This is a genomic window from Micromonospora sp. NPDC047548, assembly GCF_040642975.1.
In the GTDB taxonomy this organism is placed as follows: Bacteria; Actinomycetota; Actinomycetes; order Mycobacteriales; family Micromonosporaceae; genus Micromonospora.
This window is the reverse complement of record NZ_JBEYTI010000009.1, coordinates 115,792-135,582: the sequence shown is the minus strand read 5'-3', so window position 1 is coordinate 135,582 and position 19,791 is coordinate 115,792. Positions and strand designations below refer to the sequence as shown.

Annotated in this window: 22 protein-coding genes and 1 pseudogene; 13 read left to right on the top strand and 10 right to left on the bottom strand. The window is 69.3% G+C overall.

From position 1 onward, the window contains the following. Positions 1-107: 107 nt before the first annotated feature. The 4 genes from hemE to hemQ all read left to right on the top strand — a co-directional run bounded on the left by hemE (position 108) and on the right by hemQ (position 4,135). Complete coding sequence (gene hemE / locus ABZ807_RS12690; protein WP_357155891.1) at positions 108-1,205, top strand: uroporphyrinogen decarboxylase; 1,098 nt, start codon at positions 108-110, stop codon at positions 1,203-1,205. A gap of 6 nt (positions 1,206-1,211) precedes the next feature. Then, a complete protein-coding gene (gene hemG / locus ABZ807_RS12685) occupies positions 1,212-2,621 on the top strand; it encodes a protoporphyrinogen oxidase (protein WP_357155888.1) in 1,410 nt (469 codons plus the stop codon). Between the two features lie 365 nt (positions 2,622-2,986). Next, a complete protein-coding gene (tnpA, locus tag ABZ807_RS12680; protein WP_357155885.1) occupies positions 2,987-3,382 on the top strand; it encodes an IS200/IS605 family transposase in 396 nt (131 codons plus the stop codon). A gap of 51 nt (positions 3,383-3,433) precedes the next feature. After that, on the top strand, positions 3,434-4,135 hold the full coding sequence (hemQ, locus tag ABZ807_RS12675) for a hydrogen peroxide-dependent heme synthase (protein ID WP_357155882.1): 702 nt from the start codon (positions 3,434-3,436) through the stop codon (positions 4,133-4,135). Positions 4,136-4,229: 94 nt separating this feature from the next. Here hemQ and ABZ807_RS12670 read toward each other — a convergent pair whose 3' ends face one another. Together ABZ807_RS12670 and ABZ807_RS12665 are read right to left on the bottom strand one after the other, a co-directional pair. Next, positions 4,230-4,706 (bottom strand): GNAT family N-acetyltransferase, encoded by a 477-nt coding sequence (locus ABZ807_RS12670; protein ID WP_357155878.1) that lies wholly within the window; start codon positions 4,704-4,706, stop codon positions 4,230-4,232. 71 nt (positions 4,707-4,777) lie between these two features. Further along, positions 4,778-5,035, bottom strand: a complete 258-nt coding sequence (locus ABZ807_RS12665; RefSeq protein WP_357155875.1) for a Prokaryotic metallothionein — start codon at positions 5,033-5,035, stop codon at positions 4,778-4,780. 47 nt (positions 5,036-5,082) lie between these two features. Here ABZ807_RS12665 and ABZ807_RS12660 point away from each other — a divergent pair, with 47 nt between their 5' ends. Continuing rightward, entirely contained in the window at positions 5,083-5,442 is a 360-nt protein-coding gene (locus ABZ807_RS12660; RefSeq protein ID WP_357156120.1) for a DUF305 domain-containing protein, read from the top strand. Positions 5,443-5,491: 49 nt separating this feature from the next. Here ABZ807_RS12660 and msrB read toward each other — a convergent pair whose 3' ends face one another. Continuing rightward, on the bottom strand, positions 5,492-5,905 hold the full coding sequence (msrB, locus tag ABZ807_RS12655; RefSeq protein WP_357155872.1) for a peptide-methionine (R)-S-oxide reductase MsrB: 414 nt from the start codon (positions 5,903-5,905) through the stop codon (positions 5,492-5,494). Positions 5,906-5,952: 47 nt separating this feature from the next. Between msrB and ligD the strand changes: the two genes are divergently transcribed. After that, positions 5,953-6,981 carry a non-homologous end-joining DNA ligase gene (gene ligD / locus ABZ807_RS12650; protein WP_357155867.1) on the top strand — a complete coding sequence of 343 codons (1,029 nt, stop codon included), beginning with the start codon at positions 5,953-5,955 and terminating at the stop codon, positions 6,979-6,981. Between the two features lie 368 nt (positions 6,982-7,349). Here ligD and ABZ807_RS12645 read toward each other — a convergent pair whose 3' ends face one another. Beyond that, a complete protein-coding gene (locus ABZ807_RS12645) occupies positions 7,350-7,646 on the bottom strand; it encodes a hypothetical protein (RefSeq protein ID WP_357155863.1) in 297 nt (98 codons plus the stop codon). A gap of 211 nt (positions 7,647-7,857) precedes the next feature. Between ABZ807_RS12645 and ABZ807_RS12640 the strand changes: the two genes are divergently transcribed. Together ABZ807_RS12640 and ABZ807_RS12635 are read left to right on the top strand one after the other, a co-directional pair. Beyond that, the gene (locus ABZ807_RS12640; protein WP_357155859.1) at positions 7,858-8,634 is read left to right on the top strand and encodes a class I SAM-dependent methyltransferase; all 777 of its coding nucleotides are present in this window, start codon (positions 7,858-7,860) and stop codon (positions 8,632-8,634) included. Positions 8,635-8,822: 188 nt separating this feature from the next. After that, positions 8,823-10,115, top strand: coding sequence for a GNAT family N-acetyltransferase (locus tag ABZ807_RS12635; protein WP_357155856.1), 1,293 nt, complete (start codon positions 8,823-8,825; stop codon positions 10,113-10,115). Between the two features lie 152 nt (positions 10,116-10,267). On the opposite strand, the gene ABZ807_RS12630 is transcribed toward ABZ807_RS12635, so the two are convergent. Next, positions 10,268-10,570: a YciI family protein gene (locus tag ABZ807_RS12630; protein ID WP_357155853.1), complete on the bottom strand. Its 303-nt coding sequence runs from the start codon at positions 10,568-10,570 to the stop codon at positions 10,268-10,270. A gap of 205 nt (positions 10,571-10,775) precedes the next feature. Here ABZ807_RS12630 and ABZ807_RS12625 point away from each other — a divergent pair, with 205 nt between their 5' ends. The 3 genes from ABZ807_RS12625 to ABZ807_RS12615 all read left to right on the top strand — a co-directional run bounded on the left by ABZ807_RS12625 (position 10,776) and on the right by ABZ807_RS12615 (position 13,164). Then, positions 10,776-11,738, top strand: a complete 963-nt coding sequence (locus tag ABZ807_RS12625; RefSeq protein WP_357155849.1) for a TOPRIM nucleotidyl transferase/hydrolase domain-containing protein — start codon at positions 10,776-10,778, stop codon at positions 11,736-11,738. A 60-nt stretch (positions 11,739-11,798) separates the two neighbouring features. Then, entirely contained in the window at positions 11,799-12,452 is a 654-nt protein-coding gene (locus ABZ807_RS12620; RefSeq protein ID WP_357155846.1) for a class I SAM-dependent methyltransferase, read from the top strand. Between the two features lie 70 nt (positions 12,453-12,522). After that, positions 12,523-13,164, top strand: coding sequence for a GNAT family protein (locus ABZ807_RS12615; protein WP_357155842.1), 642 nt, complete (start codon positions 12,523-12,525; stop codon positions 13,162-13,164). Between the two features lie 81 nt (positions 13,165-13,245). Here the strand turns inward: ABZ807_RS12615 and ABZ807_RS12610 are convergent. After that, positions 13,246-13,461, bottom strand: a pseudogene (locus tag ABZ807_RS12610) (cyclic-phosphate processing receiver domain-containing protein); the annotation flags it as partial. Here ABZ807_RS12610 and ABZ807_RS12605 point away from each other — a divergent pair. Beyond that, positions 13,451-14,428 carry a hypothetical protein gene (locus tag ABZ807_RS12605; protein ID WP_357155838.1) on the top strand — a complete coding sequence of 326 codons (978 nt, stop codon included), beginning with the start codon at positions 13,451-13,453 and terminating at the stop codon, positions 14,426-14,428. The pseudogene ABZ807_RS12610 and the gene ABZ807_RS12605 overlap by 11 nt on opposite strands. A gap of 180 nt (positions 14,429-14,608) precedes the next feature. On the opposite strand, the gene ABZ807_RS12600 is transcribed toward ABZ807_RS12605, so the two are convergent. Further along, positions 14,609-15,127 carry a polyketide cyclase gene (locus ABZ807_RS12600; RefSeq protein WP_357155835.1) on the bottom strand — a complete coding sequence of 173 codons (519 nt, stop codon included), beginning with the start codon at positions 15,125-15,127 and terminating at the stop codon, positions 14,609-14,611. Positions 15,128-15,941: 814 nt separating this feature from the next. Between ABZ807_RS12600 and ltrA the strand changes: the two genes are divergently transcribed. After that, the gene (gene ltrA / locus ABZ807_RS12595) at positions 15,942-17,696 is read left to right on the top strand and encodes a group II intron reverse transcriptase/maturase (protein ID WP_357155832.1); all 1,755 of its coding nucleotides are present in this window, start codon (positions 15,942-15,944) and stop codon (positions 17,694-17,696) included. A 416-nt stretch (positions 17,697-18,112) separates the two neighbouring features. On the opposite strand, the gene ABZ807_RS12590 is transcribed toward ltrA, so the two are convergent. From ABZ807_RS12590 to ABZ807_RS12580, 3 genes are all read right to left on the bottom strand, one after another. Then, the gene (locus ABZ807_RS12590) at positions 18,113-18,358 is read right to left on the bottom strand and encodes a helix-turn-helix transcriptional regulator (protein WP_357155829.1); all 246 of its coding nucleotides are present in this window, start codon (positions 18,356-18,358) and stop codon (positions 18,113-18,115) included. Beyond that, positions 18,358-18,966: a DUF2975 domain-containing protein gene (locus ABZ807_RS12585; RefSeq protein ID WP_357155826.1), complete on the bottom strand. Its 609-nt coding sequence runs from the start codon at positions 18,964-18,966 to the stop codon at positions 18,358-18,360. Before ABZ807_RS12585 ends, ABZ807_RS12590 begins: the two co-directional genes overlap by 1 nt. 367 nt (positions 18,967-19,333) lie before the next feature. Further along, positions 19,334-19,735, bottom strand: coding sequence for a hypothetical protein (locus ABZ807_RS12580; RefSeq protein ID WP_357155823.1), 402 nt, complete (start codon positions 19,733-19,735; stop codon positions 19,334-19,336). Positions 19,736-19,791: the final 56 nt, after the last annotated feature.

Sequence of the window (19,791 nt, the reverse complement as noted above, 5' to 3'; positions counted from 1 at the left end):
TACGGGTCCGGCCCCGGCGCGCCAGGGCCGGACGGCCCGGTGGGCGAGGGTCACAAAAGGCGGCGGTGCCGGTGGGCGGCCCCCGGCCACGTGGCACGATTGCCGCGATGAGCACCGACACCACGGGCACTGCCGCCCGAGACGGAGAACCCCGCCCCGGCGGGCCGGCCGACTCGCCCTTCGTCCGGGCCTGCCGCCGCGAGCCCGTCCCGCACACCCCGGTCTGGTTCATGCGCCAGGCCGGCCGGTCGCTGCCGGAGTACCGCGAGATCCGGGCCAACGTCGGGATGCTCGACTCCTGCCGCCGCCCGGACCTGGTCGCCGAGATCACCCTCCAGCCGGTCCGCCGGCACGGGGTCGACGCCGCGATCCTGTTCAGCGACATCGTGGTCCCGGTCGCCGCGGCCGGCGTCGACCTGGACATCGTGCCGGGCACCGGGCCGGTGGTGGCCGAGCCGGTGCGTACCGCCGAGGACGTCGAGCGGATCCGTCCGATCACCCGCGACGACGTTTCCTACGTGGACGAGGCGGTCCGGCTGCTCGTGGCCGAGCTGGGCGGGACCCCGCTGATCGGCTTCGCCGGCGCGCCGTTCACCCTCGCCAGCTACCTGGTCGAGGGCGGCCCGTCGCGGACCCACGCCAAGACCAAGGCCCTGATGTACGGCCAGCCGGAGCTCTGGCACGCGCTCTGCGCCCGCCTCGCCGAGGTGACCCTGGCCTTCCTGCGGGTGCAGATCGACGCCGGGGTCTCCGCGGTGCAGCTCTTCGACTCCTGGGCCGGCGCGTTGTCGGAGGCCGACTACCGCCGCTACGTGCTGCCGCACTCGACGGCCGTGCTGGCCGGGCTGGCCGACGCCGGCGTGCCCCGGATCCACTTCGGGGTGGGCACCGCCGAGCTGCTCGGCGCGATGGGCGAGGCCGGCGCCGACGTGGTCGGCGTGGACTGGCGTACCCCGCTGGACGTGGCCACCGGCCGGATCGGCAAGGGCAGGGCGGTGCAGGGCAACCTCGACCCGGCCGTGCTGTTCGCCCCCTGGCCGGTGGTGGAGACCGAGGTCCGGCGGATCCTGGAGCAGGGCCGGGCCGCTCCCGGCCACGTGTTCAACCTCGGCCACGGCGTCCCGCCGGAGACCGACCCCGACGTGCTGACCCGGGTGGTCGCGCTGGTGCACGAGGTGTCCGCGCGCCGGTCCGAGCAGGGCTGACGCGTCGTGCGGCGGCCGTGGCGGGTGGCGGTGGTCGGCGGCGGGATCGCCGGGCTGGCCGCCGCCGTCCGGTTGCGTGACCGTGCCCCTGCCGGCACCGAGATCACCGTGTACGAGCAGTCCGGCGCGCTCGGCGGCAAGCTGCGCACCGGTGCGCTCGCCGGAGCGCCCGTGGAGTTCGGCGCCGAGTCGTTCCTGATGCGCGACGCGGCCGGCGGGGAGTCCGGGGCCGTCGCGCTGGTCCGCCGGCTCGGGCTGGCCGGGAAGATCGTTCACCCCACCGCCGGGCAGGCCGCGCTCGCCGTCGACGGCGGGCTGCGCCCGGTGCCGGGCGGCACGCTGGTGGGCGTACCCGGGGATCTGGAGCGGGTGGCGACGGTCGCGCGGCCGGCGGCGGACGCCGACCGCGACGGCGGCCGGCCGCTGCTCGGGCCGCACGAGGACGTCTCCGTCGGGGCCCTGGTCCGGGCCCGCCACGGCGATCAGGTGGTGGACCGGCTGGTCGACCCGATGCTCGGCGGCGTTTACGCCGGCCGGGCCGACGACCTGTCGCTGGTCACCACCATGCCGGCGCTGGCCCGCGCGGCCCGGGTCGAGCACACCCTCACCGGGGCGGTCCGCGCCGCCCAGGCCGCCGCGCCGCGCGCCCCCGGCGCGCCGATCTTCGGCACCCTGGCCGGCGGGCTCTCCACGCTGGTCGAGGCCGCGGCGGCGGCCAGCGGCGCGACGGTCCGGCGCGACGCCGCGGTACGCGAGCTGACGCCCACCGCGCGGGGCTGGCGGCTGACCGTCGGCCCGACCCGCGACCCCGAACTGGTCGAGGTGGACGCCGTGGTACTCGCCGTGCCGGCCCGGCCCGCCGCCCGGCTGCTCGCCGACGTCAGCCCCGAGGTGGCCACGACGATCGGCGGCCTCGACTACGCCAGCGTCGCCCTGGTCACCATGGCCCTGCCGCGGCCGGAGCTGCCGGCGCTCTCCGGCTTCCTGGTGCCGGCCACCGAGGGGCTGCTGATCAAGGCGGCCACGTTCTTCACCACCAAGTGGGGCCACCTGGCCCGGCCGGACGGGATCGCCCTGGTCCGCGCCTCCGTCGGCCGGTACGGCGACGAGACGTCGCTGCACCTGGCGGACCCCGACCTGGTGGCCACCGTGCACCGGGAGCTGTCCGGCGTGCTCACGGTGGCGCTGCCCGCGCCGCTCGCCAGCCACGTGCAGCGCTGGGGCGGGGCCCTGCCGCAGTACGCCCCGGGCCACCTCGACCGGGTCGCCGCCGCCCGGACGGCGCTGCGCGCCGCCCACCCGACGCTGGCCCTGGCCGGCGCCGGCTTCGACGGGGTCGGCATCCCGGTCTGCGTCCGTTCCGGCGAGACGGCGGCCGGAGAGATCATCGAAGCACTAGGAGGAACGGGGTCTTAACGCTTCCCCATGGATGAATCCGGGGGATTTCTGACTCTGACCGCACCCGAGCCGCCGCCCCGAAGGGAGCCGACCGGATGTCTTACGTCATCAACACCAGCACGGTCGCGCTCTACCGTGGCCAGGACCGTCCTGGCGGCGTTCAGGTCGCGCCCGGCGGTGTACCCGCAGTCGTCGCACCTGAAAGTTCTGACACCCAGCCCCAGGCGTTCCTTGGTTCTCGTACCGAACTCGGAGCCACCGGCACCGACCCCACTCAGACAACAGCGCGGCCACCGCGGTCGCGCCGGGGCGCAACCGGTAGGTGTACCGCACTGTTTCATCCACACCAGACACTATGCACCACCGCGCTATTCAGTGTCGGCATGGATGAGGTTCGGTCGAACAACAACGTCGTGTACCGCTGCACCTACCACGTCGTGTGGTGCCCCAAGTACCGCCGGCCCGTCATCACCGGGGAGGTGGACACCCGGCTCAAAAAGGTCATTCGCGAAGTGTGCGCTGAGCGAGACGCACCGATCGTCGAGCTGGAGACCATGCCCGACCACGTGCACCTGCTGGTCACCTGCGACCCGCAGTTCGGCATCCACCGGCTCGTCAAGCAGATCAAGGCCACGTCATCGGGCGTACTGCGCGCCGAGTACCCCAGCCTTCGGTCGCGCCTACCAACCCTGTGGACCAACAGCTACTTCGTCGCCACCGTCGGCGGCGCAACCTCGGAGGTCGTCAAGAGATATGTCGAGAACCAGCGCAACGCCTAACCGCCCTTACCTCCCCATGGCCAGAGCCACGGGTTTCACGGGCGGAACACGATGACCGAGCAGACCAACGCGGCCCGGATCAGGGAGCTCAACGCCAGCATCCGCTACACCATGTGGTCGGTGTTCCGGGCCAGCAGCCCGCTGCCGGCCCTGCGGGAGAACGTCGTCGACGAGGTCGAGGCGCTCTTCGAGGAGCTGGCCGGCAAGGACGTCACGATCCGCGGCGTCTACGACGTGGCCGGCCTGCGCGCCGACGCCGATGTGATGATCTGGTGGCACTCACCCTCCAGCGACGCGCTCCAGGACGCCTACCTGCGATTCCGCCGGACCACACTGGGTCGGGCGCTCACCCCGGTCTGGTCGCAGATGGCCCTGCACCGGCCAGCCGAGTTCAACAAGAGTCACATCCCGGCGTTCCTCGCCAACGAGGAGCCCCGCCCCTACCTCTGCGTCTACCCGTTCGTCCGCTCGTACGAGTGGTACCTGCTGCCGGACGCCGAGCGGCGCGAGATGCTGGCCGAGCACGGCCGGATGGCGCGCGGCTACCCGGACGTGCGGGCCAACACGGTCGCCTCGTTCGCCCTCGGCGACTACGAGTGGATGCTCGCCTTCGAGGCCGACGAGCTGCACCGGATCGTCGACCTGATGCGCGACCTGCGCGGCTCCGGCGCCCGCCGGCACGTCCGGGAGGAGATCCCGTTCTACACCGGCCGGCACCGCTCGGTCGCCGACCTCGTCAACAGCCTGGTGTAACGGGCTCGCCGGCGGCCGGGGCCACGCGGTGCGCGACCCCGGCCGGCCGGGTCAGACGGTTGCGGTGCAGCCCCGCAGGCTCCCACGAAAAACGCTATCCGTGGATGTATCCAGGGCGGGCGGGCCCGCGCTCCCGGCGCATCGGGACGTGCGGGATGCCGTCCTCGACGTACTCCGGGCCGGTCACCGTGAACCCGTGCCGGGCATAGAAGGCGACCAGGTGGGACTGCGCCTCCAGCACGCACGGCCGGTCGCCGACCAGCCGCAGCGCCTCGGTCACCAGCCGGCCAGCGTGGCCGCCGCCGCGCGCCGTGGGCGCCACCACCACCCGGCCGATCCGCGCCGCTCCGTCCGGGTCGGCCAGGATCCGCAGGTACGCCAGGACCATGCCGTCGTGCTCCAGCCAGAGGTGCCGGGTGCCGGGCTCGACGTCCCGGCCGTCCAGCTCCGGGTACGGGCAGTGCTGTTCGACCACGAACACGTCGATGCGCAGCCGGAGCAGGTCGTGGAAGGTGCGGGCGTCCAGGTCGGCGAAGGCGGCGACCCGGACGTGGGCGGTCTGCGACGGCATCCCGCGATGGTAGGCCGCGCGGTGCGGCGGACCCGCGTGAGCCCGGTCCCCGGTGGGGGCCGGGCGCGCGGTCAGGCCGGGCGGGCGCCGACCGCGTCGCGGATCTCGCCGCCCTGGGCCTCCTCGGCGCGGGCGCAGTGGGCGCAGCAGAAGAATCGGCCGCCGACCTCCACCCCGTGGCCGAGGATCTTGACGTTGCAGTGCTCGCAGATCGGCGCGAGCTTGTGCGCCGCGCACTCGAAGCAGTCGAAGGTGTGCGTGTCGCCGCTGACCGTGCGCACCTCGAACGCCATCCAGTAGTCGTTGCCGCAGACCTCACAGGTAGCCACGATGAAAACCCCCAAATCAGGACATGTAATACCAGGATGCGGCAAGGCTGGGCTCTCGGGGGCGAAATACCGCGAGTGGATCCGGTCGGGGCGGCGTTTCGCCACGTCCGGCTGGACGACGACTCCGCCGACCGGGTCGACGAGAAGGGCGGCCTGCTGCTGCTCTGGCCCCACAGGGAGCGCGCTGCCCGGCGGACCTCGCCCGACTGCGGGACGCCCCGGCAGGCCAGGTGGACGCCGTGCTGCGCCAGGTGCTCGGCGCCCACCAGCAGGCGGCCGCCGACCTGGCTTGGGCGCACCTGGAGACCGCGACCAGCCCGCGGGTACGCGAACTCGCCAGGCGGATCGAGCAGTCGCGTACCGCCGAGGTGCGGCTGATGGCGGCGCCGGCGGTCAGCGGCCGGTAGGCGACGATGCGCCGCCGGCCGGGCGCGGCCGGCGGCGGCACCCGACGGGTCAGGCGTCGGCGCGCGGCTCCAGCCGGATCGACAGCGAGTTGACGCAGTGCCGGGTGTCCTTCGGGGTGAAGCGCTCGCCGTGGAAGACGTGCCCCAGGTGGCTGTCGCAGCGCGCGCAGCGGATCTCCGTACGGGTCATGCCGAGGCTGCGGTCCTCGATCTCCTTGACCCGGCCGGGAATGGCGTCGTCGAAGCTCGGCCAGCCGCAGTGCGAGTCGAACTTGGTGTTGCTGGAGAAGAGCTCGAGGCCGCAGGCCCGGCAGTGGTAGACGCCGGGGGTCTTGGTGTCGACGTACTCGCCCGTCCAGGGCGGCTCGGTGCCGGCCTCGCGCAGCACCCGGAACTCCTGCGGGCTCAGCCGGACCCGCCACTCGTCCTCGGTGCGGGGCAGCTCGTTCTCGTCAAGACTCACCCGTCAACGGTACGCCGGATGTCGGGGGCGTCGCATATGGTCGCGGGATGGGCGGCTCCTCGAAGGCGACGGTGACCGAGATCGAGGTCGCCGGGCACACCGTCCGGCTGACCAGCCCCGACCGGGTCATTTTCCCGGGGCGCGGCTTCACCAAGGCGGACGTCTTCCACTACTACCTGGCGGTCGGCGACGGGATCATGCGTGCCCTGCGGGACCGCCCCACCACGCTCCAGCGCTTCCCCGAGGGCGTCGAGGGGGAGATGTTCTTCCAGAAGCGGGTGCCCACCCGGGGCGTCCCGCCGTGGGTGCGTACGGCGAAGATCAGCTTCCCCAGTGGGCGCAACGCCGACGAGCTCTGCCCGGCCGACCTCGCCCACGTCGCCTGGGCCGCCCAGATGGGCACCCTCGTCTTCCACCCCTGGCCGGTGCGGGCCGCCGACGTCGACCGCCCCGACGAGCTGCGCGTCGACCTCGACCCGCAGCCCGGCACGGACTTCGCCGACGCGGCGACCGCGGCCGGCGAGCTGCGCGCGCTCCTGGCCGAGCTGGGCGCCACCGGCTGGCCGAAGACCTCCGGCGGCCGGGGCGTGCACGTCTACCTGCGGATCGCGCCCCGCTGGGCGTTCACCGAAGTGCGCCGGGCCACCATCGCGCTGGCCCGCGAGCTGGAGCGCCGCCGCCCCGACCTGGTCACCACCGCCTGGTGGAAGGAGGAGCGGGGCCGGCGGGTGTTCGTCGACTTCAACCAGATGGCCCGGGACCGGACGATCGCCTGCGCGTACTCGCTGCGCGCCAACGCCCGGGCCACCGTCTCCACCCCGGTCACCTGGGACGAGCTGCCCGACGTGGACCCGGACGACTTCGACCTGCGCAGCGTGCCCGCCCGGCTCGCCGAGCGAGGCGACCCGCACGCGGGTATCGACGACACCGCGTACGACATCACCCCGCTGCTGGAGTGGGCCGAGCGGGACGCGGCCGCCGGGCAGGGCGACATGCCGTACCCGCCGGACCACCCGAAGATGCCCGGCGAGCCGAAGCGCGTCCAGCCCTCCAAGGACCGCGACCGCCCCCGCTGATCCCGGTCGTCCATGTCAGCCTGGCCGGGCGGGCTGTCCAGGCGAGGAATCTCTCGAACAGGTCCGCCGGGGACGGGGCGGGATTCGGATTGAGCCTGATCAGATCGGCCGTGGCGTCGAACAAGAGGCCGGCCAGGTAGACGGAGAGGGCTACCCGGTCCCGCCGGTATTCCACACCCGACAGCAGCCGCGCCGGCTGGCACGGCGAGGCGGCGGCGCATACCCGGCACAGCCACCGGGGCCGCATCGGTACGTGCGGGTGCATGGCGAGAAGTGGATCAGGCAGCACCGGCCGGAGCAGTCGACGGACTGAGAGAGTGCGCCGAGCCCCGGAGCCAGCTGGCGCGGCGGACACCGCGACGCTTCGGTCAGCGGGGCCCGGCCATCGCCTCCACCGCCTCCTTGGCGGTCTTCAGGTCCGCGCCGGTCGCCGCCCGGTACGCCTTGATCGCTTTGATCTTCTCGCCCCGGGCCAGGTGCTCGCGGACCCCGGGCAGCGCCGGGCCCTCGTCCACGACACCGAGGTGGTCCATCACCAGCTGGAGCCGGCGCTCGATCTCGGCAATCCGCACCGCCGCCCCGTCCCGGCGGGCCGTCGGGGCGGACAACTGCGCCGCGAGCAGCGCCACGACGAGCGCCAGCAGGATCACGAGGGTGGCTTCCATGTCGGTGATCCAAGCAGACCGAGTGGAGGAGGCCCACCAAGGGGCCTCCGGGTGTCTGGTCCCGCCCGTCACGCAGCGTCACACTGCGTTGATCAAGTCAACGTCCGGTCGTGCCGATGAGCGATCGTCGTTGCTTCAGCGTTCCGCTGCCCATGATCGGGCGGCCGGGTCGCGCGAAAGACCGAGCATTGACGGCGCCCATCGTGTCAGGATGCTCGGCATGTCTGGTCGCGCACTGAGCTTCGGAGCGGTGGCGGAAGCATACGAACGGTTCCGGCCGGGGTATCCCGTGGAGCTGTTTGACATGGTGATGACGTACGCGGGTCAGCCGGTTCGGGCCGCCCTCGAGATTGGCGCCGGGACAGGCAAAGCAACCCGTCTGTTCGCTCAACGGGGGGTGACGGTCACCGCGACCGAGCCTGACGGGGCCATGCTCGCCGAGCTGCGTAAGCACATGCCAGCAAACGTCAAGACCGTGCAAGCCGCGTTCGAGGACCTGCGACCAGGCGAGAGCTATGGGCTGGTTTATGCGGCAGCGGCGCTGCATTGGACAAACCCGGAGGGGCGGTGGTCGCGCATGGCCGCGCTGCTGGAGCCGGGTGGCGTGTTCGCCTCGTTCGGCGGACCAGTCCAGCTGGCTGACCCGGCTGTGGAGGAAGCTGTGCGCGCGGCCCGGGCACCGTTCTTGCAGAGCGACGAGGTCCCGTCTCCAGACGGGACGCCCCCGGGACACGACATGCAGTGGCCGGGTACGGAGCTCCAACGGTCTGAATGGTTCGCCGATGTTCAGCAGTCCGTGATCGAGCGGCGCTTCACGATGAGCGCTCGTGACCACGTGGGCCTCCTCTCGACCATCTCGGCTTATCTCGAACTGCCGACCTACGAGCAAGAGCAGGCATACAGCCGGATCATGCAGGTCCTGCCTGAGACGGTCGAGATTGCCGCCGACATCACCGTCCATCTCGCGCGTCGGCGCCGGGAGCAGTAGTGCCTCGGTAGCCAGATGTCCCCGCATGCCAACGGCCATCCGGACATGCCGCGAAGCGCTCGTCACGGAAGGTAACCCGGATCGCGGGTGCCTGCATCCGGACGTGCCGATAAGCGGACGTTGGTGAGGTTGCTTTTCCGTAACTCGGTTGCGTGCTTGGCCCCCTTTATGGAGGGATGGGCCATGTGGTGACTGAGATTCGCTCTGTCGAGCGTCACGAGTTCGTCGAGTATTTGCGGGCGCTGCCGTTCGCGAACGGGCTACCGAGCTGGGAGCCGTACCCTGCAGCGTGGCACGGCGGCGCGGAGGCTTGGCCGTGCCCGCGGCCGCCAGCGACTCGCGAGCAGCTGGAGTCGTGGGTCGATGAGTTGATGGAGGACGACACCTTCCGACCGCAAGCGGCGATCGTGGACGGCAAGGTGGTGGGGGCCACGGCGATGCTGTCGCTCGAGGTGACCACTCCAGGATTGCGTGTTGTGCCCATGGGTGGCGTCACCGGCACCGGCGTCATCGCCACTCACCGGCGGCGGGGCCTGCTACGGGGCATGATGCAGGCGATGTTCACCGACGCCCTGGAGCGTGGTGAGGCGATCGCCGAGCTCAGCGCGAGCGAGGGCGGCATCTATGGGCGGTTCGGGTTCTCCCCAGCGACGCTGCGCACCCGGTGGGAGATCGAACGCTCGGACGGTCGGCTTGTCGACGCCGATCCTGACCTGGGCAGCCTGGAGTTGGTCGATGCAGCGACAGCGCGGGAGGTGTGGCCCGGGATCTTTGACCGGGTGCGACGGGCACGGGTCGGCGAGATCACGGCAACCAAGGGCCGCTGGGCGGACCTGTCCGATGAGGCCAAGGGCACCGACGGGCCGCTGCGATACCTCATCCACCGCGACGCGGCAGGGCAGGTGGACGGCATCGCGAACTACCGCCTGCCGTGGTCGACAAACCCCGGTGGAGTCGGCGTGCTGGTGGTCGAAGCGCTGGAGGCGCTCACCGATGAGGCCTACCGAGCCATGTGGTCCCTGCTACTTGACTTCGACCTCACGCGCAAAGTCGTCGCCCCGACACGACCAGCCGACGAACCTCTGCGCTGGATGCTACGCAACCCGCGAGCCATGCGCGTCACGCGGCAGTCGGACAACCTCTGGGTGCGAGTCCTCGACCTGCCCAAAGCCCTGACCAGCCGCGGCTACGACACCGACGGCCACCTCAGGATCGCCGTCGAGAAAGACCCCGAGTGCCCCCACAACATCGGTACGTGGGAACTCGAGATCAGCAAAGGTGAAGCCGAATGTCGGCGCGTTGATGGCGCCGCGGACCTGACCCTGGACATACAGGCACTCGGATCGCTCTACCTCGGGGGGATGTCCGCCGCCACCCTGGCTCGCGCCGGCAAGATCCGCCCACAAGAAGCGGATGCCCTGGCCACCCTTTCACGACTCTTCCGCACCGATCCCGAGCCTTTCAACTCGATCGGATTCTGATCCGAGGGCGCGTCCGCTCATGCCGTGGACCGCGCGTGACGGAGCGCGGCCGGCTGTCCACGGGTGGCGACGCGCGGGCGCCGATGAGCGGGTTGTGATGTTGGGAGCCGCCCCAGGCGAGTCTTGCTCTGGCCGGGGCGGGCCTCCTGCGATCAGACGAGCGGGTCAAACATGATTTCCCGGACCTCCTGCGCGCAGCGGCAGGCGACAGCGAACTTGGCAGCCCACTCCAGCGCCTCCTCGCGTGAGGGCACGTCGACCATCGCGAACCCGCCGATGACCGCCTTGGTCTCCGGGTACGGGCCGTCGGTGACCATCCCGTCGGTCGCCACGATGCTCGCCCTCTGGCTTTCCACCCCGCCGCCGAAGATCCACACCCCTGCATCCTGAGCCTCCCGGACCACCGCGTGCGCGGCCTCGCCCACGGCGGGCCCCTCCTCCTCGGGGAAGGCCATCGCGCCAGAGCGAGCACATCGGGCAGATGTGGCTCCGTCACCCTCCGTAGGGATGCCCTGCGGTCGCCAGCTCGTGCCGAGGGGCTGTCATGCCGATGAGCGTGCACCGCCGTAGTGGCCGTGAGCCTGGGCTTCGTTAATCGCTTGTCGGCTGCCCCGCGCGTCGCCGATGATGGCGGCCACGGCCGCGACCCGACGGGCCGGTATGTTCGTCGATCTTAAAGACGACCTGCGTGAGACCGCACCAACGGTGGGCGAGGAGCGCAGAACACCGGTCGAAGCCCTCGCCGTCAACGCCTCCGAACAGCCACCGGACGGGGAAGCGACCATGGATATCACCCAACGCCATGAGCTTGCTCGCAGGGCGCTCGATGGCTATGTGAGTGGTCCTGCCGCTCCGATCCGGGCAACGGCCCGCGCCCTCGAGAAGGTCGACAACGCCGTGGCTGTGGTGCTCGTCGAGGGCATCAGCGACCAAATCGCCCTGGAAGCGGCTGCGGTGGGCCGTGGCCGGGATCTCGAGGCTGAGCGGGTCGTGATCGTGCCGATCGGCGGAGCGCACGCGATCGGCCGCTTCCTGACCATGTTGGGCCCGCTGCGCACCCGGGTGCGACTTGCCGGTCTGTGCGATCTGCATGAGGCGGAGATATTCCGCCGGGAACTGATCACCACCGACGTCGGCTCACCCCGCACGAACACCGACTTGGAGCACCTCGGGTTCTACGTCTGCGTCAACGATCTGGAGGACGAGCTGATCCGCGCCGTGGGCACCGTAGGAGTCGAAGCACTCTTCGACTCGCAGGGCGACCTCGGGTCGTTCCGCTCGTTTCAGAGCCAGCCCGCCTGGCGCGGCCGGGAGCCCGAAGCGCAGATGCGTCGGTTCCTGGGCAGCGGCTCGCGCCGCAAGTTGCGCTACGCACGGCTGCTCGTCGAGGCGGCAGTCGGCCGGGATGTCTTGCCACGGCCGCTTGACGCGCTGCTCACCGCCGTTTGCCCGACCGAGTCGCGCAACCAGCGTGCGTTCGCCCCGGCAGCTCACGATGCCGGCGCTGTCGAGCAGCTCCGCGCGGGTGCCCAGCAGTTGGCGGCCGCTCCAGGCGGCCAGGTCGAACACCGCGCAGGCTCGATCCACCACAACGGCGAAGATTCCCGACCGAGAGCCTGGTGATGGAGCGGTAGTGGGTCTGGTGTCCGGCAAGACGGGTGGTCACCGGCCGCGGGAGGCGGCGTGACCGAGCCGTCCTACCTGAGCGCCACCCGCGCGGCCTACGACACCGTCGCCGTTGACTATGCCAACCTCCTGGGTACGGAACCTCCGGAAACGCCGCTGGACCTTGCGATGCTTGCGGCGTTCGCGAAACTTGTGCGGTCCGCCGGTGCCGGACCGGTCGCTGACCTCGGTTGCGGCCCAGGCCGCATTACGGCACACCTGCGCTCTCTTGGGTTGACCGCTTTCGGCATCGACCTGTCGCCGGCGATGGTGGCGGTGGCCCGCCGGACATACCCTGGTCTGCGGTTCGACGAGGGTTCCATGACCGCACTGGACCTGAAGGACGACTCTGTCGGCGGCATCGTCGCCTGGTACTCGATCATCCACACCCCACCAGAGCTGTTGCCGGTGGTATTCGCCGAGTTCCACCGGGTGCTGGCTCCTGGTGGCCACCTGCTGATCGCGTTCCAGGTCGGCAACGAGCGTCGGCACATCGAGCAGGGGTACGGCCACAGTGTGTCGCTCGACGCCTACCGATTGCCACCTGACCATATTGCCGAGCTGTTGAGCCAGGCCGGGCTGGTCGTACACGCCCGGCTGCTCCGCGAGCCGGAGACGCGCGAGAAGGTCCAGCAGGCCTGCCTTCTAGCCCGCAGGCCCGGGATGTCGTAGCTGTCCGACACGCGTCCGCACATCGGTAAACCAGTAGCGTGGCGGCGTCCTGATCGTCAAGATCGGGCTCGTGCTTGTCGACCTGTGGCCCCAATACGGCCTCACCATCTCCACGCCACGGCTTGAGCTTCGCCTGCCCCGCGAGGAGGAACTGGCGGAACTCGCTCACCTCGCCGGCAGGGGCGTGCACCGCGCAGACGAACGCCCGTTCTTGACGCCGTGGACCGACGGCAGCCCCGAGGATCGGGCGCGGTTCGTGCTGCAGGGACACTGGGGCGGGCTCGGAGGGTGGAGCGTATCAGCGTGGCGGCTCGGGCTCGGCGCCTTCCACGATGGAAATCCGCTTGGCGTGGTCACGCTTCGAGCACGCGACTTCTTGGTTGTTGGGGAGGTCACGACGTCGGCGTGGCTGGGAATCGAACACCAGGGCAAGGGCTACGGAACCGAAGCTCGCATCGGTCTGCTCACGCTGGCCTTCGACCACCTCGGAGCCAACGCCGCGCTCACCGAGGTGTTCCAGGACAACCACTCCTCCCAAGGCGTGTCCCGCAAGCTCGGCTATGAGCACGACGGCATCTCTGTTGACGCCCGTGGCGACGAGGCCGTCGTATCCGACCGCCTACGGCTCACCCGAGAGAAGTGGAGCCAGCAGAAGCGGCCCGCAGTGACGGTCGACGGCATGGCGGCCTGCCGGCCGATGTTCGGCCTCTGACGGTAGCCGCTCATGCCGCTGGTCGTGCGCGAGCACGGCGGGGTGATGGCGACGGCTGTTGGCTCAGGCACAGCCGGGCGGGAAGGCCGCACGCTCCAACACCTCCACGACCGGCCAGATCGTGTCGGCCTCACCGAGATCGTGATCGAGCCACAACTCGTCCAGCCGCTCGTCGCGGTGGTGTTCGAGGAGGGCGACCCCAGCGGCGCTGCTCCGTGCCACCTCGGCACTACGACCATCAACGAAGGATCGCAGGTCGTCTGTCAGAACGATTCGCCACCAACCAGTGCTGGTCATCAACCGTCGGCTAGCCTCGGCCGACGTGGCTGTGATCTCTAGTGTGGTGACCCGCTTCGTGGCCGGTTCTGTCCACGGCTACGACTTCTCCGGGAGCCCTGTGGTGGAGTCGGCGGCGGTGCCGGTCGCCGTGTTCCCCGTCGGGGCGGCCATCGAGGTGAAAGGCCACGCGGTCGCGCCGAGCCTACTGCGTGCGGTGTATGCGACGGCCGGCGAGGTGGTATGCATCGACCGCGAAGGCAAGACGTTGTGGCGGTTCGGCTTCGGCCCCGGGGCGCAGGAGCCGTACAACGCCATAGCGAGCTGTGCATTTTCGCTGGCCGGGACGGTGGTGTGGCTTTACCTGCCTGACGCCATGGCAGGACGCGGTGACGGCCTCGACCATTGGCTTGCCATCGACGCCGAGACGGGGGCCGTCATCACGCGGACCGAACTCGACTGCGCCGGTCACGGTGGGCACCAGATTGCCCACCCGGACGGCGTACACATGCTGCTCGACGTCGGCGAGGGGCAGGACGGTTCGCGGGTGTACCGCGGTCATCTCGACCGGGACGTCATCGAACTGACCTCCTACCCGTGGACCGACCGTAGCCTCGTGAGTCTCGCGCCGGACGGCCACCACTTCATGACCGTCCATCACGACCAGGAGGACGTCGCCTTCCACGCGTACCCCGACGGCGAGGTGTTGGTCCGGATTCCGGTGGAGTCCTTCGGCTACGACCCCGACGAGGCGTACGTGGAGTGGACCGGTGGCTATCTCGACTCCGAAACCGCCATCGTCATCATCGGCGGGGAGACCGAGGACGAACAGGAGTGGTACCGGCACCATCTCGTCGACGCAGGCACCGGACAGGTACACGGAACGCTCGACACCCAGACCCGCGACGCGTACGACATTGAACCACTCGGCGACGGCTCGTGGCTCAGCACCGATGAGCACAACCGACTCCGGCGCCACACCCGATAAACCTGCCCAAAGGCGCCGGTGCGCCACCGGTCAATCGGATGATCTCCAACCAGAACTGGCCGAAGCGCACCGGAGGCCTCTCGGGGTGCATCCGCACACCAGCCGACCGGGCGTTGCGTAGCGTTATCGTTGGTCGCTCAAGAGAGCGCTCGGTCTTGCCGATCAGCGCGCGTCTGATCTTCATTCCGTGGCCGTGCCCTGGTGTTGGTGGCGCTCGGCGAGTTGCTTCAGGTTCAGCAACTGCCGTCGAGCCATGACCAGGTCGCCGACGGAGAGCCCGGGGGCGACCCAGCGGGTCGTCTGCATGACGACCTTGAGCAGCAAGCGCGTCGTGTTGTGCTCCTCGGGCACAAGGACGTAGGACATGAAGGCACCCATGATGGTGCCCGTCAGCTGTTTCCCGGGGTCGACCGAGACGATCCTGCCCCACTTCCGTCCGCCAGCAGTAGTGAATGCTTCTCCGGCTTGAGGCTCGGGAAGGCCCACCAGCTGTCGAGGTGAGCGGCGGGCGAGGTTGTCGATCCAGTCATAGGAGTACGGCGCAAGCCTCACTTGGGCAACCCACGGCCACACCGCTGCGGCGGGCGCCTCAACTCGCACCCCCCGCCACGCCTGCAGAGCGGGTGAGACGACGAGGTCGTCGCACGGATAGGAGCGCAATATCTCGCTGTCGGTCACGCCCCACCGGTCACCCATCATGCATCCATCTTCCACCGCCGCCCGGGCATCCGGATCTGCCGTCGACCGGGCGCCGCTGAGCCTCCCAGCACGGTCACGTTCCGTGGACACCGACCGTGGCGTGAGCGCCCGTGCGGACGTCCTGATCTGCCGAGATGAGGTGCGACACGAAGTCGCACGTAGTGAGTGAGTACGTTGATTGGAGGTCGGGTTAATGCCCGAGACGTAACTCCCGGTTAGTATCTGAGACCGGTCCCCGCTCTGACGTGCGTGGCGAGTAATCGCCGGGTGCGAAGCTCAGGGAAAATCCCAAGGCCACCTATTCCGACTGGGTGTCACAGGTGAGGGGAAGGCCGAAAGGGTGAATATGGTGAACCCTCGTTGATGCCTCGTCACGGCAACTCTCCGGGTCGGACAGTAGTACTGGGGAGACAAAGAGGCTTGCCGCTGGAAGTCGGCAGACGGCGACCGAGGACTCTTCGACGGTCGTGTGGATACCGTCGCCTCCGGGGTTAAGAGGGCACCCGACCCGGCCGTGTCTCACGCGTGTGGAACGTGGAAACCCCGTTATGGTCCGCAGCATTGCTGCGGTAGGCCGACCGCGAGGAGAGCTTAACTCCGTGGCGGGAACAGGACGCCCAAGAAGCGAATGCCGGTGGCTGAAAGGCGACAGGAAAGCGACAGCGTGATGGCTGACCCTCCGATCGGCCGCTGTCGTATAACTGGCCGGATACCGGGCCTGGAGCCCGGCTGCGAAAGCAGGCTGACGTGTGGCGGGTGAGCCTTTGACGACGAAGCACCGGAACCACCAGAACCGAAGGACAAGTTAGACGCGATGACGGCTTTTGCTTTCGATGTTGCGAGGGCGGCCCTCGGAGTGAACGGACCTGAGGACGAGACTCCACAGTGGGACACCGTCGCCTGGCGACGCCATGAGGAGAACGTACGGCGGCTACGGGGCAGGATCTTCAAGGCGACGAAGGACGGTAACTGGCCCCAGGTCAGGAACCTGCAGAAACTGATGCTGCGGAGCTGGTCCAACACGCTTGTCAGCGTGCGCCAGGTCACGCAGCGTAACGCTGGCCGCGCGACGGCGGGCATCGACGGGAAGGTCGCGTTGACCTCCCCGGCACGCATGGACCTGGCGGAGCAGGCGCATCGCACCGCGCAGTCGTTCATGCCGCTCGCGGTCAAGCGGGTGTACATTCCGAAAGCCAATGGGAAGCAGCGACCGCTCGGCATTCCCGTCATCTCGGATCGCGTCCACCAGGCGCGACACCGTAACGCACTGGAACCCGAGTGGGAAGCCCAGTTCGAGCCCAAGAGCTACGGGTTTCGGCCGGGCCGCAGCTGCCAGGACGCGATCTCGGTTATCCACGTAACGGCGTGCGGCGCGACCGCGCAACGTCTGTGGGTGCTGGACGCGGACCTCACCGCGGCATTCGACAGGATCGACCACGACCATCTCCTCGCCACCATCGGGGCATTCCCCGGCCGGGCAAAGATCCGGGACTGGCTGAAAGCGGGCGTGTTCGAACCAGGCAAAGGATTCGCGCCGACCGACGCGGGAACCCCGCAAGGCGGAGTAATCAGTCCATTGTTGTTGAATATCGCGTTGCATGGGCTTGAAGAGGCGGCAGGAGTTCGCAAAGAACGCAGCGACCCGCAGCGAACGAAACGCGGCTCCCCTTCGCTGATCAGATACGCCGATGACATGGTCGCCCTCTGCTATTCCAAGCAGCAGGCCGAAGACGTCAAAGCGAAACTCGCCGTATGGCTGGCACCCCGAGGTCTGACCTTCAACGAGGACAAGACGAGAATCAGCCACCTCGATGACGGGTTCGACTTCCTCGGGTTCACCGCCCGCCGACGCAACGGCAAGCTTCTGATCAAACCGAGCAAGGCCGCCGTCAAACGAGTCAGGCAACGCCTCTCCGCCGAGTTCCGGGCCCTGCGCGGCACGAACCCGGCGGCAGTCCTCGCGAAGATCAACCCGATCGTGCGGGGCTGGGCGAACTACTACCGAGGGGCAGCATCGTCCATCGTGTTCGCAGCGCTGGACATGCATCTGTGGCGGCTCAGCTACAAGTGGGCCTGCCACCGCCACCCCCACAAGCCGAAGCCCTGGATCATCAACCGGTACTTCGGCCGGTACAACCCGGACAGGCAGGACCGCTGGGTGTTCGGCGACCGCACCAGCGGCGCCTACCTCCCCAAGTTCGCCTGGACGAAAATCGTCCGGCACAGCCTGGTCCGTGGCGACGCGTCTCCGGACGATCCCACCCAGGCCGGCTACTGGGCCGAACGGCGCAGCAAGAGCAAACCGCTGCGCGACCGCAGAACCCTGCACCTGCTTCGCAGGCAGCACGGGGCCTGCCCAATCTGCGGAGAGTTGCTCCTGCACGCCGACCGCGAGCCACAAAGCCCCCGCGAATGGGAACAATGGCACCGCACCACCCGCAAGGCGATGACCAGGCAAAACATCATCGCCTACGGGAGCGGCCTACCGGACAAGACCCGACTCGTTCACTCCACCTGCCACCGCCGAACCACCGACGGACAGCAGGAGGCAGCACCTCTGCACTCCTAAAATCGCCCCAGTGGCTTGCTTGAGCCGTGTGCCGCGATGAGTTGCACGCACGGTTCTCAGGGGGCCCCGGCGCAGCAATGCGCCGGGGCTACCCGACTGGGTCCGCCAAGCGTTTCCTTGACCGGCAACCCTGGCAATGCCCGCTGAGCACCGGAATGGCGGCCTCATCGGCGGTAGGGGATGCCGCCCTTCACGGCGCCCAGCCCGGCGGACCGTAGCCGCTGGGCTATGGCGCAGCCGCAGTCTCCTCGTCGGCCACCGCTGCCCGCACGTACTGCGAGAGACGCCGCGCTGTCCACTCCCGGGGCCACGGTCTCTCGCCCATGGTCTGGACAGCGCGGCCAACCAGTCCGACAGAGAGGCCAGCCGATCTTCGTCGACTGCTCTTCCGCCCATTTACGGTGCATGAGTGCTGGTCAGGTGTCCGCATGCGACGAATCGGGCCCGCGGACGGTGAACAGGTCGCCAGGCTGGCACCGCAGCGCGTCGCACAGCGCGGTGAGCGTACTGAATCGCACGGCCCGGGCCCGGCCGTTCTTGAGCACAGAGAGGTTTGCGAGCGTAATCCCGACCCGGTCGGCGAGTTCGGTGAGGGTGAGTCCTCGTTCGGCGACCAGCTTGTCGATGTGCACCTCGACGCGATGCTTATCCTCGGGCGGCATCACACCACCTCGTCAAGCTCTGCGCGCAGCGCCTGCCCACGGCGCACGACCTCGCTGATCGCGAGTATCCCGAAACCAGCGAGGAACCACACCGCCGGTACACCGAGGTTGAGTGTGGCCTGGTGTCCGCCGGTTGCGACGGTGCCACTGAGCGCGAATCGAGCCAGGAACTCCACCAGCCATGCGACGGGGCCGCCGACGATGAGCAGCCAGCCAAGTGTCCGGAGCCGGCGGGCCGTGGCTGCGGTGAACGGATCCGTTCGACGTGCCTCGCCGACCAGCCGCCAGAGCATTACGAGCATCGTGGTCGCCAAGATATAGGTGGGAAGCGCCGCAACGGTCGCCAAGCCGATCTGGACACCGCTGGGTTGCTCAACTCGCAGGTAGATGCTGGCGTCGGCATCGATGACCGCGCCGGCGCGCGCGTTGACCAGCGAGTCGGGACGCAGCACACCCCCGCTTGGTGCCTCGATGTCAACCGGCTGGCCGGTGAGCGTCGCGATCATGCCGACGACACCGACGACACCGCTCACCACCACGGCAACGAGCAACAACCCGTGCAGCTCGCGCAACCAGTCAGCCCGACGCAGCGACTCGCGTGCCTTCATCACCGCTCCTTATCGTTTAGCGATATGCCGATAGTCGATGAGGAGGAGTCGTGCTGTCAACCCCATAGTGGTGTCGCCAACCATCCTGATCTGCCGCCGACCGTGCGCGCGGGCTCAGCCGAAGCGATCACGCTGGGTAGTCGTGGCGGCTCCGGGTGAGGTCGCCCGGGTGGGCCCTGGTGATCCTCTCTAGGGCAGATCGAGGCTGCAGTATGGTGCCGCCCGAGAGAGCCGTCGGCCGGCGTGACAGCACGCCGACGAAAAAGGAGAAGGGGCAGCTCCGTGGGAATGGTGTTGGTCGGGCGTCGGCTGTCGGCCGAAGAGCTGGCAGCGGTGCGTGCCGACCCGACGACGGTCGACACGCTGATTACGGCGACCTCGACGACGACGAAGCCGAGATGCCCGAGCCCGAGCTGGATCTGGAATCAGGTGCCATCTTCTGCCGCGATCCGCGCGCATCCGTCCGCCCTGCGGTGACCGAACGTAGTCGGACGAACCAGCCGCCCTGGTGGCGATGGCAGCCCTCAAGGCGGCCGACGTCGATCTCCCCTACATTGGATCTTTGTATGTCAGGGCGGCCGAGCAGCACCGGCACGGCGATCAGCACAGCCGCCACAGCTGACGAACGGCCGAACGGCATCAGATGCACGCAGTGCCACGGTTTGCGCCAGGCACCAAACACGGCTGGCACCGCAACGACGACCAGACCGGTGAGCACAGCAGCCATCACGCGCCAGAGGGCGACGTTCGTCGGTCGCTGCTCGATCATCCGCTCATCGTGGTTGATTGCCAGGGCCACAGCGACCCCAGCCAGGTGTCGCGCGG